The sequence below is a fragment of the Caballeronia sp. LZ065 genome (genome assembly GCF_031450975.1).
Classification (GTDB): Bacteria; Pseudomonadota; Gammaproteobacteria; order Burkholderiales; family Burkholderiaceae; genus Caballeronia.
In genome coordinates, this window is record NZ_JARUXV010000005.1 from 129,979 (window position 1) to 141,828 (window position 11,850).

Here is an 11,850-nt window from a genome sequence, read left to right on the forward strand (position 1 = left end):
GCGCGGCAAGATGCTTGGAGACGGGCGCAGTGCAAGTATCGTCGCTCCTTCTTACGTGCTTAACGGCAGTCGCAAGCCTAGCTTGCGCACCAGTGATTTTGCCGTTGACGGGCACTTTCGATGGTTGACTCGAACGTTCCTTGCAGTTTGGCGCAACGCACCTTGTCGGCGGCGGCCCACGCTCTTACGTAATGATCGAATGCCCGCTGGCTGGAAGCATAAGCAGGGGCAACGGCTTCGACTGAAAGAATCAGGTCGTCATATGTTACAACGACCTCACCAAACAGGTTAAGCATGCAGCGTCCAACAGAATTGCAACGGTTTACAGTAAGCTAACCCGGCAAACCTTGCAGCTTGGTTGTAAATAGATGCTTAAGCAGAAGCAGCAAGCCCGACAGATGGCGATTTGTTCAGGAACGCCACGCTTGCGACGATTCCGATAAGTTGACATAAATCTATTTATCGAATTTTATTTACGTAGATGCAGAGTACGATTTTCTGGAATACCGTGCATGGTTTCACGTGAAATTTTGTCCAATCGTGCACGTTAGCGCACAATATTTGCACTAGCCCACGCTTTTTTGTACCGCCCCTATTTTGTTCTTGGATCTAGTCGTACATGCGGCGCCGTCAAACAAGCAGAAACGTCGGTTTTCATGCTCGGTGATGGCATTTATATTTGTGCTAAAATTGTTCGTATTATGTGCTTGGAGCGAGCTATGAATTCGGATACCGGTGCAATTCCAAGTGCAGACGTGAGCTTTGACCGTTTCATGGCCTCATTACGCGATCCCGAAGACCCAGCCCCGATTGTCTCCGCTCGGCGCTTCGGCGAAGCCTTGCATATTGACTTGCAAACCCTTGCCCAGCAAGCACACGTACATCGGAACACGATCAGCCGACAGCCTGCGTCCGAAAGCGTGCAACGATTCCTCCGCGACGCTCTGCGGGTCATTCGTGCCGCGACGGATATCTCAGGCGACGTCACAAAGGCGCTTTTCTGGTATCGCAACGAACCGCTGCCCGTTTTCAACTACAAAACCGCCGAGCAACTGGTGTCCGAAAGTCGGGCGGATGACGTCCTTCGTTACGTTTCGTCGCTCGAGGCGGGCGCGGCAGGATGATCCTCACAGAATTGGCTGGGGTAACGGTCTATCGTATGCACGTTCCCCGGTGGGCTGTTGCGCCGACGAGCGGCGCGGGAGCAGGAACGCATGGCGGTCGCGCGAATCGTGTGGGGCTGAATGCGCTCTACTTGACCTTCGACCACGACACGGCCATCAAAGAGTATCAGCAGCTGTCGTCCTTGATGCCACCGGGGACGCTGGTCAGCTACAACCTCACGGCCGCCCCGATTGTCGATTTCACCGGAGGGTTCGAGAGCGGAAAATGGTCTCCGTTGTGGGAGGATTTCTATTGCGACTGGCGCCACTGTTGGTTCAATGAACGGATCGAGCCGCCCAGCTGGATCCTTGGCGATGAGGTCGTCGCCAGCGGTGCCAAGGGTATCCTCTTCAAATCACGACTGAAGCCCGACGGTACGAACCTCGTTCTGTATACAGAGCGTCTTGACTCGAAGGACCACTTCGACGTCTACGATCCATATAACGCTCTGCCGAGGAACCAGTCTTCTTGGGATTGAGCTCGGAGAGCTCGACGGAGATCAGGAACCGTGCGCCCTTGCCTCCCCAACGGAATCGATATCCTATAGACATATCGGGTCAAACATGCCCATGTGGCCGACGGTTTAGCAAGATCGATTGTTTGCACTGGTACTATACTTCGCATCACGAATAATCATGTTACTTATGTAAGATCATAGACGGACTGCATTGCCTTTTGCCTTCATCAACGAGCAGCGCAGTTACTCCGTTGGTGACCGAGCCTGCTCTGACGATCCGCTCGTTGCCATCGGACCGAAGACACGCTGATCATCCTCAACTCGCCGCACAACCCGACCGGCGCGGTCTACACGCGCGAAGAACCGCGCGCGTTCGCCGACCTCCTGCTCGAACACGAACATGTGCTCGTGATGGCGGACGACATCTACGAACACATGCGTTACGGCGGTCCGTTCCATACGCCCGTGCACGTCGAACCGCGTCTGCGCGAGCGCACGCTAACGATCAGCGGCGTATCGAAGGTGTATTCGATGACGGGCTGGCGCATCGGCTATGCCGGCGGTCCGACGTGACTAATCCGCGCGATGCAGACGCTGCAATTGCATAGCACGTCGAATCTGAGCACAATCTCGGAAGCGGCGACGCTCGCGGCGCTGGAAGGCGGTACGGATTTCCTAACGTTCGCCAACTATCTGCTGGAAGCGCCGCATGTCGGCGAGGCGCACGGCAGCGGGTTAGGCGTGGAGAACTATGTGCGGATGGCGTATGCTGGTCCGATGCCCACGCTGTGCGATGCGGGCCGGCGCATCAAGACCGCGTGTGCGGCGTTGACACCGGCTTTCGCCGCTGTCTGAAGCGCCAGACGCCATACCCGCGAACGTCTGCCGTGTCGCGGGTTTTTCTTTTTATCGGATGGCCTTCCATGCTGTATCTCATCGAAGACGCTACCCCCGAGCCGGCGCAATTCGGCGCCCTTCCCGCGCTGTTCGCCCGGACTTTGAATGTCGAACTCTGCAGGGCAGGCGTGCATTTCGACGAACAGCGGTTTCCCGATGCGCATCAGCACATCACAGCGGATGGCCGGTTACTCGGGAGCGACGGATTCCAGCGATGTCCCGTGTGGGCCCTGCCCCGTCGATATCCCTCGAATAAGATGCAGCCTGCCACGCAAGGCGGCCGCGATGCTAGCAACAACGTGCCAAAATGCGGGATAATCGCCGCAACAATAAACAACACCTATTATGCGTCTCGGGGGCCGTGTTGCGTTCGTTCAAACCTGGCGATAACGCCGTCGCTTATCAAGTAAAACAACTCATCGAACGCTTCTCCTCGGCCTTGTCGGCACAGGAAATGCGCGAGCTGGTTACGAGCTTTGCTACAAAGCTATACGGCCTTTCTCGAGACCGCCGACACGCGGTACTCTACGAGCGACAGGGTGATCCCTACAAAGGTGCATATGTATTCGTCGCACTTCCGTACGAACACACCGTGTCATTCCCCTGGCAGGCGAGCGATTACAGAGAAGCGCTTGTGCTTTCAGTCGATGAGCGCGGTGTGATCACAGAACTGTTCAACGGTTCAATTGAGCAGTTGAAAAATTTTGTCAATTATCCGTCTTCTCCGCGTACCGTGCCGGAACATCCCAGGTACATATCACCAGAGCTTAGCCTTTCCGCTCTCCGGGAGTCTCAGACCGACAAAGGGGTGCCAACGCTTCGACCACTTCCGGAGGAACAGTTGTGGAATTACTTTCCAGGTACGGTCCTCAACAGCGCTGAACGTGATTGGAATGAAACTGAATCGGCAAATCCATCGAACGGAGACAGCGACGACGGCGGGGGTGGAAGTGGCGGAAACGATGGAGGCAACCAGGGAGGCGGGGGTGGTCAGATTGGCGGTGGTGGCGTCGGTGAGGTTCTGATGCACCGCACGCTCTTTGCGGCAGACGACGAGGCACTTGACCAGATTCTGGATTTGATATGAACGCGACGGCCACTGTTTCCCCCACCTGGTATTCTGAAGTTCTTCCACTACTCACAACCAAGGTCGCTGCGAGACAGCTTGACGTGAACTATCGTTTCTCGAACGTCAGCATTCGAGACCAGATGGTCCGTGCTCAAATGGTTGTCAAGGCCCTGATTTCGACTGGAGTTTTGCGATCAGGTGAGCGCGCGAAGGTCAGAGGGGCGCGTCCACATTTCCAACTGGCAATCTTTGGGGCGGGTATTGCCGGAATCGCCGCCGCCATGCAGGCCGAGAAAGAGGGTATCCGCTTCGTATTAGTCGACAATGCAAAAGCACCCAGCGGAATACTAAAGTCCAAGGCTCAGCGCTATGTGAGCGCGGCGATGTACGAGTGGCCGCACGAAAACTTTCGAGCCCATGAGTTCCCTCTTGCAACACCGCCGCTACTTGCTCATCAGCAAACGGACTGGGCGATCGCATTCAAAGTGGCAGCCCCGCTCCTGATTGAGGATTTTGCCAACGAGTTCCTGCGTCGACCTTATCCGGGAACGGGAAAGTCAGTTGATGAACATCTGTCGGACTGGAGGACAAACCATCTCCACAAGCTTGACGGCAATTGGCTCATCGATGAATCTCATTTGAGTAAAGACAGCAAGGCTCGACTCCGGAAGATGCTGGCTCCGGACGAATCAATGACAGGATCACGCATTGACGATCAGCAACCGATTCCCTTGACGCTTCAACCGAATGGACAAAGGCTGACGGTCGACTACACTATCTATGCAGTCGGTTTCGGTCATGAATCTGCAACCTACTCCCCGTCTGCGCCAGCGGCAGCAGCGCCCGACTTTGTCAGCTTTTGGGAACCAGATCAACTCCTGGAAAATAGACTAGGAACGAAAGCGGCCGCGTCACGGGCGACCGCCCTCATCGTCGGTGCCGGCGACGGTGCCCTGCAGGATGCCTTGCGATGCATGGTCAATCCAGATCTTGCGAAGCATCCACTCGAAATCTGGTCCTGGCTGACGTCGGCCGCGCCACCAGAGATGAAGGGCGTTCCTCACAGCCGCCTGTCAGGCATGAAAAGACATGATTTATCCGCAAACCCTGATTTGCTGAACGCCCTACGCAGGATTGCGGCTATTGATGGCTACACAACCATGGGCATGTTGTGGGTGGACAACAAGGAGGCGTTCAAACGTCTCGACGCAGAAGTTGTGGCGGTAATCAACGGGCTTCCCACCGCCCTCAGACAGCAACTTGCAGATAACTTCTCATCAATCGCACGGACCGATGTTCAACGGGTAACGATATTGCGTCCAGATGACTGTTTCACCAAGGCATATGCGCTGAATCGTTTTCTCGTGTATCTGCTTCACGTGATTCTTCCCGAGGGTGGTGCTCCATATCTTGCGATCAGAGAGGGGACCTTGCAGGACGTTCAAGGAAATGCTTCCGCCCCGAACGAAGCTCCTCGACAGGTTCAGATTCTGGTCGCCACCACTATTGAACACCGTGCATATGATCGTGTTGTGATTCGGATCGGTGTCGATCGCAGCATGTATCAGAAAATCGGCTTGAGTGGCCGTAACAGCGGTCGAATCGAGCTTGGAAGGATTCCACCTCCAATCGTCCCCGTAACCGACCCCGCTCAGGATGGTGTCGCAGGAAGCGGCAACCTCGAGTCTGAAACGCTTATAAGTCCAGCAATAAGCGAGCTGGCTACATGACGACCGATTGACCGTCGTGCACAACTCACATCAGTACTATCTCGAAAAAGCGCAGAAGACCAGTCTGTGCAAGCGAGTCGGGATCAACCCGTATAAGGAAAACTCGAACTCGGTGTTGGTCCCATCCCGCCTGCCGCAGGTCAAACGACCTTATCCTTTCAGTCAGGGTACCGTTCGAAGCAGATTCGCGTGTGGGACACCCTGAAAAGCAAACCGGTAAACCTGCCCAAGCCACCCATTGCAGATACGCACCCACGTGTCCCAATGCGGGCTTGCTTTGGCCCGCGTCGTCCCTGCACTTGTGAAAATCCAATCTAGAAATGATGCATCTTCGGTCAGAAGGCTCATGGCGCGGCGTGCGACATGATCGGGCATCGTGGCAAACGTCAGCGGGATACTTAGATGAAGGCGGTCGTGTGAATCAAGGACACTTGGATTTCTCGACACAACGCTGGCAAATTCGTTGACGTTCAACGCCATGTAGTAGGCCGTCAAGGCTACCGACCAGTCCTCTGCCTCACCGAATATTTCGCGAACCCACGGCATGTACGTGCCCAGCTCGGCCAGGACCGTCCACGTATGCGACGTGTTGCGCCCGAGGCTTTCAGGCCAGCCCATAATATCTGATTGCTCCCACAACGGGGCGACGTCTCGTGAGTTCGGCAGCCGGTGACCTGTTCTCACAAGATCGAGCGCGACGTGCCGCGCGTCAAACAAGATGAGAGCCGTGCGTCAATCAGGATGAGAGTAATGGTGTTGCGGCAGTGGTGGAGGGCGTAGCCCGGAACCGCTGCCGCAACACCGCGCCGAGGAGTCTGCCCCGCTGCCGGGGTGCCTTATCGGTGGTCGCGGTAAATCGGGTATGAACAGCTCTTCCATGTAGCGAAGGGAGGCTGAGTTGCCCGGCCGACACATCAACGACCATCAGATGAGGCTCTACATGAAGTTCAGGCTCAAGGAAGGACCAGCTCAAGCAGCTGCGCGCGCCGGGTTCAGCGCCGCCACGGGTTATCGCATCGACCAGGACCGGCGACTGCCATCGCAGAAGAAGGCACCACGTGCGCGTCGCCGTCCCGATCCTCTGGCGGCAATCTTCGACACCGAGATCGTGCCGCTGCTCCAGTCCGCTCCCGGCATCCGGCCTATAGCCGTACTGGACGAGATGCTTCGGCGCCATCCCGAGCTTGCGGGCAACGTGCGCCGCACACTGGAGCGCCGGATTCGAGACTGGCGCGCCCTCCACGGCGAGGAGCATGACGTTATGTTCCGTCAGGTACACGAACCCGGTCGTCTCGGGTTGTCCGACTTCACCGAGATGGACAGCCTAGGCATCATCGTGGCGGGCGTCGCGCTTGACCACCGCCTCTATCACTTCCGGCTAGCCTGCTCGGGCATCGAGCACGCTCAGGTCATTCTCGGCGGCGAGAGCTATGTCGCGCTGGCTGAAGGGCTGCAGAATGCCATCTGGGCACTCGGGGGCGCGCCGCGCGAGCACCGCAGCGACAGCCTGTCGGCGGCGTTCCGCAATCTCGATGCCGACGCGCGCAAGGATCTGATCACGCGTTATGACGCTCTGTGTGCCCACTACGGCATGCAGCCCACACGCAACAATCGTGGCGTTGCCCACGAGTATGGCGCGGTAAAAAATATGTCACAGTGGTTCTCAACAACCCCGCATCGTCTATCGCGTTGACGTTTCCATGACGACATAATTTTCAGGCTGATACTGATATTCCACTGATCAATGATGGGGGAATATCATGTTCGAGACTCTCTTTACGCGTCCGCATGTTCTTGCTGCCCACAATCTCGCGCCCTGCGTGGAATCCAGGAGGCGCTTCCTCGTACATTGTCAGGAACAGGGTTATCCGCTCAGGTCGATTCGGAAGATCGCGTGGATCCTGCTGGTTTTTTCACAGAGCATTGATCTGTCCCGCCCGCGGTTAATGACGCACGAGGAAATCGCGTTTGCGGTTGACCATCGGATTCGACTTCTCCGAAGTGACCGCACGAACGAGTCCCGCAGCTCGCGGCTTCTGTTCATCCATACGGCCACGGCCTGGCTGCGCTTCCTGGGGCGTCTGGAGGAGCGGCATCCTATAGAAGAAACATTTGTTCGCTATGTCGAGCACTACGTCGGATTCATGCGCGACCAGCGAGGACTTTCCTCTGCCACGATTTCAACCTGTCGTAATGAGATCGGCCATTTTCTGGCGATGGTCTGTCGCCCTGACAAGGCACTCGATGCTCTCACTATCCACGATGTCGACACCTACCTCGCCTATCAAGGCAACCGCGGCTGGAGCAGAGTCTCATTGCACGCGCTTGCGAGCACGCTGCGCAATTTCTTCCGGTACGCAGAAGCACAAGGGTGGGCTACCAACGTTGCGTCGGGCATTGAAGCACCTGTGGTGTATAGAGAGGAGGGGTTGCCGCTCGGGCTGAACTGGGATGACGTGCAAAGGTTTGTCGCCAGTTTTGTCGGCGAGAGCACGATCGATCTACGCAACCGTGCGATGATCATGCTGCTGGTTGTTTACGGACTGAGGCGCGGCGAGGTGGTGCGGCTCCGTCTCGAGGACATCGACTGGTGCGGCGAGATCCTTCATGTCAATCGTCCGAAGCAACGCTGCACACAGCAATACCCCCTGGTGGCAACCGTCGGAAACGCCATTCTGCGCTACCTGAAGGAAGCGCGTCCACGAAGCGCCCATCGAGAGCTCTTCCTGTCGGTCGAGGCGCCGATCCGACCGCTGTCACCCGGACGCGTAAGCGGCATTGTCCGCTCGCGTCTCGCGACGCTTGGCATCGACATTCCGCGGCGTGGCGCACATTGCCTGAGGCACGCCAACGCCCGGCATTTACTCGACGCTGGTTTTGCGCTGAAGGAGATCGGTGATCACCTCGGCCATCGCAGCGCGTCGTCGACGAGAATCTATGCAAAGGTCGACCTGACCGGACTGCGGTGTGTGGCCGAAATCGATCTGGGGAGTCTGCTATGAAGCTCTCCGAACTCGTCGCCCAATACGTGAGCCACAAACGGGCGTTGGGCATGCGCTTCAATTCCGAGGCGGCCACGCTTGCCTCATTCTGCCACCGGGTTGATGGCAACATTGATGGGGAATCGGTCACGGTCGAGCAGGTACAGGACTTTCTGACTGGCAACAGGCCGCTGACTAACCATTGCCGGAAGAGAAGGTCCGTACTTGACTGCCTGTTTCGTTTTGCCCTCTCGCGTGGATATGTCAAAGCCTCGCCGCTTCCACGCTACAGTCCGGAATTGCCGCCACCGCTGACACCTTATATTTATTCGCAGCAGGAATTAAAGCACCTGCTCGAAGTGGCGTCGGCGGCATGCAGTCCACGCGGTCTGCTGGATGCGTATGTTTTGCGCGCACTCATTCTGATTCTGTACGGAGGTTGCCTCCGCCATGGCGAAGCCTTGCGGCTAACCATGCAGGACGTCGATCTCGACGAAGCCGTCCTGCACGTGCGCGAGAGCAAATTCTATAGATCGAGGCTGGTTCCGCTAGGCGCAGATCTGAATAGAGCGATGCAAACTTATGCCCGGCTACGCAACCAGAGATTTGGGCAGGCACCGGATGCGCCGTTCTTCTGCTTACGCGATGGTCGCCCCCTGAACCAAAAAGCTGTGCGCAAGGCCTTTCAGCGACAGCGTACTCTGGCAAATATCCAACGCGAAGGCGGTGCGTCCTGCCAGCCGAGGCTGCATGATTTGAGGCACTCAGGCGCAGTGCACCGGCTAATCGCCTGGTATCGCTGCGGCGCGGATTTGCAACTGTTGTTGCCGCAGCTCGCGACCTATCTCGGCCACATCGATCTCGCGGGGACCCAACGCTACCTTACCTTGACGCCCGAGTTGCTGAATGCAGCGAGCACGCGCTTTGAAACGTACGTCCTTGAGGTGCAACATGAATAACTCATCCCTGCTGGGTCCGTGGATCCGACGTTTCCTGATTGAGTATCTGGTGGGCGAACGTAACCTTGCCGTCAATACGCAAAGAAGTTACCGCGACATGCTCATGCTGTTGCTTCCGTATTTGGCCGCCAAGGTCGACAAGCGGATCGATCGCCTGACCGTTGATGATCTCTCCGCGCAAATGGTCCGTCTGTTCCTGACGCACATGGAAGAACAACGCCACTGTACGGTCAGCACACGAAATCAGCGGCTTGGCGGCATCCATGCGCCGGCTCGTTTCATCGGCGAACATGCGCCTGAATACGTTGACTGGTGGGCACAGATTCATCTGATTCCTGTTAAGAGAACCAGTCGGCCGGAGATCAGCTACCTTAGCAGGCAGGAAATGGACGCCCTGCTCGCTGCCTCTGACGTCAATACAGCGCAGGGGCAGCGCGAACATGCGTTACTGCTCTTCATGTTTAACTCAGGAGCGCGTGCAAGCGAAGCTGCGCAGCTCAAGATTGGCGACGTTGACTGGCACACGCGCTCGGTCAGCATCGTCGGCAAGGGGAACCGACATCGCCGCTGCCCGCTCTGGAAATCCACGCTCGATGCGTTGCGCTCACAGTCCGAGGGGAGGGCCGCAGACGCGCCGGTGTTTCTCAATCGATTCCACCAGACGATGACGCGCTCCGGCATTCATGCATTGGTCAAGCGCTGCGCTATCCGTGCTGCAGCCAAAGCGCCGTCGCTTGCCGGCAAGAATGTCCACCCACATGTGATTCGGCATACGACCGCCTCGCTACTACTCCAGGCTGGTGTCGACATCAATACGATACGCGGCTGGCTTGGGCACGTTTCGTTGGAGACGACCAATATCTACGCCGAGATCAATCTGGAAACAAAGGCACGGGCACTGGCGACATGCGAAGTGGAAGGCGGTGCCGAAGGACGAAAGCAATGGCGGGATCAGCCCGACCTGATCACCTTCCTCCGCACCTTGTAACCGAATAATATGTGCTGTTCGCTTTCCACAAAGGTACTGCCTTGGCCTAGTTCGTTATGGAGCAGCACATATATTTTACCGCACCATACTCATGGTAGTACTAAACCGCTGGCGCGGTAGTGGGAGGCAAGCGCGGCCTATGGCTCACGTTTCAGGGCAAACGGTGCTCTCGCATGGGGTCCTGCGGGGCGCGCACGCCAACAGGAGCAGTATGTAGATGCCCGTTTGGGCATTCCGCTTACTGTTTCCAGGAGGCCTGCTATGACGCCACTGCGCCAACGCATGCTGCAGGACATGCAGATCCGCAATCTCGCGGAGAACACCCAGCAATCGTATCTTCTAGAGGTGTCGAGTTTCGCTCGATACTTCCACCGTTCGCCTGAATTGCTGGGCCCTGAGGAAATTCGAGCGTGGCTCGTTCATCTTCGTGAAGAGCGCAAGTTGATGCCGGGTAGTCTCGGCCCAACGATCGGCGCGCTCCGTTTCCTCTATCGAATAACCCTCAAACGGGACTGGTGCGACGAGGATTTTTCCTTGCCTAAGAAATCGGTCCGACTGCCGGTCATCCTCAGTTTGGACGAGATCACGGCCTTCTTTGCCTCAATTCCCATCCTGAAGCAGAGAGCCATTCTGATGGTTGCTTATGCAGGCGGCCTGCGAGTATCCGAAGTCGTGCATCTTAAAGTCACCGATATCGACAGCCAGCGCATGGTCATCCGTGTGGATCAGGGAAAGAACCATAAGGATCGCTACGTGATGCTGTCGCCTCGCCTGCTCGAGATCCTTCGGACATACTGGCGCAACGCCCACCCGCGGGACTGGCTGTTCCCCGGGACGATCCCTGGCAAACCTATTACTCGCAATGCAGTCGGGCGAGCTTGCCGAGTCGCTCGCGAGCGCAGCGGCATCCGAAAGCCGATTACGCCTCACTCTCTGCGCCACGCCTTCGCTACTCATCTGCTGGAGGCAGGCACCGACGTGCGCAGGATTCAACTGCTGATGGGACACCGCGCCCTCTCGACTACTGCGCGCTACTTGAAGGTTGCAACGAGTACGGTATGCGCAACCTCGAGCCCGTTCGATTCTCTGGCGCATCCGGGACTCTCACCCGAGCCGGCTCCGCTCAAACAGATCTGACCTGAGCAATGAGACCGGCGCTTGAGGTCGCGGACATCTTCGGCCGCTGCGGCCTGCAATATCGGCACACCCATGCCGATACGCTTAGTCGCGCGCAGCGACGCACAATGAGCGCTATCGAGCTATGTCGAACCGCCGCGCTGGGCGGACATGTTGAGCAATGCGATACATGCGGTCATCAGCGTATTGCGTACGACTCGTGTCGCAATCGCCACTGTCCGAAGTGCCAGTGTTTGCTCGCGCAAAATGGATCGAACGTCGGCGCGCCCGAACTACTTCCTGTTGCGTCATCGTGAGGTTCCAAGGCCGTTTCCTTATGCGATAGTACTACTTAGAGTTTTGACTCGCACGGGCTTTTGCAGAGATTCCTTAACTCCATGGGCATCCTGTTAACCTTGAGCATCGTAGCGATGAGATCGAGGGCATGGATAAGCCAATCATTGACGACGAATTGTGGAAAAGAATCGA

At 57.0% G+C, this 11,850-nt stretch carries 11 protein-coding genes and 2 pseudogenes; 12 read left to right on the forward strand and 1 reads right to left on the reverse strand.

The genetic code is table 11. From position 1 onward, the window contains the following. Window positions 1-719 precede the first annotated feature (719 nt). The 6 genes from QCE63_RS34380 (at window position 720) to QCE63_RS34405 (ending at window position 5,317) form a co-directional block, all read left to right on the forward strand. Entirely contained in the window at window positions 720-1,124 is a 405-nt protein-coding gene (locus QCE63_RS34380; RefSeq protein ID WP_061150109.1) for an MbcA/ParS/Xre antitoxin family protein, read from the forward strand. Then, window positions 1,121-1,642, forward strand: a complete 522-nt coding sequence (locus QCE63_RS34385; protein WP_309839599.1) for an RES family NAD+ phosphorylase — start codon at window positions 1,121-1,123, stop codon at window positions 1,640-1,642. The genes QCE63_RS34380 and QCE63_RS34385 overlap by 4 nt, the downstream gene beginning before the upstream one ends. Window positions 1,643-1,933: 291 nt before the next feature. Beyond that, a complete protein-coding gene (locus tag QCE63_RS34390; RefSeq protein WP_309839756.1) occupies window positions 1,934-2,194 on the forward strand; it encodes an aminotransferase class I/II-fold pyridoxal phosphate-dependent enzyme in 261 nt (86 codons plus the stop codon). 12 nt (window positions 2,195-2,206) lie between these two features. After that, on the forward strand, window positions 2,207-2,476 hold the full coding sequence (locus tag QCE63_RS34395; protein WP_309839601.1) for a hypothetical protein: 270 nt from the start codon (window positions 2,207-2,209) through the stop codon (window positions 2,474-2,476). 403 nt (window positions 2,477-2,879) lie between these two features. Beyond that, window positions 2,880-3,605, forward strand: coding sequence for a hypothetical protein (locus QCE63_RS34400; RefSeq protein WP_309839603.1), 726 nt, complete (start codon window positions 2,880-2,882; stop codon window positions 3,603-3,605). Next, window positions 3,602-5,317 carry a hypothetical protein gene (locus QCE63_RS34405; protein ID WP_309839605.1) on the forward strand — a complete coding sequence of 572 codons (1,716 nt, stop codon included), beginning with the start codon at window positions 3,602-3,604 and terminating at the stop codon, window positions 5,315-5,317. Before QCE63_RS34400 ends, QCE63_RS34405 begins: the two co-directional genes overlap by 4 nt. Window positions 5,318-5,479: 162 nt before the next feature. On the opposite strand, the gene QCE63_RS34410 is transcribed toward QCE63_RS34405, so the two are convergent. After that, the gene (locus QCE63_RS34410) at window positions 5,480-6,034 is read right to left on the reverse strand and encodes a hypothetical protein (RefSeq protein ID WP_309839607.1); all 555 of its coding nucleotides are present in this window, start codon (window positions 6,032-6,034) and stop codon (window positions 5,480-5,482) included. Window positions 6,035-6,245: 211 nt separating this feature from the next. Between QCE63_RS34410 and QCE63_RS34415 the strand changes: the two are divergent. The 6 genes and pseudogenes from QCE63_RS34415 to QCE63_RS34440 all read left to right on the forward strand — a co-directional run. After that, window positions 6,246-6,965, forward strand: a pseudogene (locus tag QCE63_RS34415) (IS21 family transposase); the annotation flags it as partial. A gap of 112 nt (window positions 6,966-7,077) precedes the next feature. After that, on the forward strand, window positions 7,078-8,319 hold the full coding sequence (locus QCE63_RS34420) for a tyrosine-type recombinase/integrase (RefSeq protein WP_309839609.1): 1,242 nt from the start codon (window positions 7,078-7,080) through the stop codon (window positions 8,317-8,319). Next, a complete protein-coding gene (locus QCE63_RS34425; RefSeq protein ID WP_309839611.1) occupies window positions 8,316-9,257 on the forward strand; it encodes a tyrosine-type recombinase/integrase in 942 nt (313 codons plus the stop codon). Before QCE63_RS34420 ends, QCE63_RS34425 begins: the two co-directional genes overlap by 4 nt. After that, on the forward strand, window positions 9,250-10,245 hold the full coding sequence (locus tag QCE63_RS34430) for a tyrosine-type recombinase/integrase (RefSeq protein ID WP_309839613.1): 996 nt from the start codon (window positions 9,250-9,252) through the stop codon (window positions 10,243-10,245). The genes QCE63_RS34425 and QCE63_RS34430 overlap by 8 nt, the downstream gene beginning before the upstream one ends. 261 nt (window positions 10,246-10,506) lie before the next feature. Continuing rightward, on the forward strand, window positions 10,507-11,382 hold the full coding sequence (locus QCE63_RS34435; RefSeq protein WP_309839614.1) for a site-specific integrase: 876 nt from the start codon (window positions 10,507-10,509) through the stop codon (window positions 11,380-11,382). A gap of 8 nt (window positions 11,383-11,390) precedes the next feature. Beyond that, window positions 11,391-11,650 (forward strand): annotated as a pseudogene (locus QCE63_RS34440) (transposase zinc-binding domain-containing protein); the annotation flags it as partial. Window positions 11,651-11,850 lie beyond the last annotated feature (200 nt).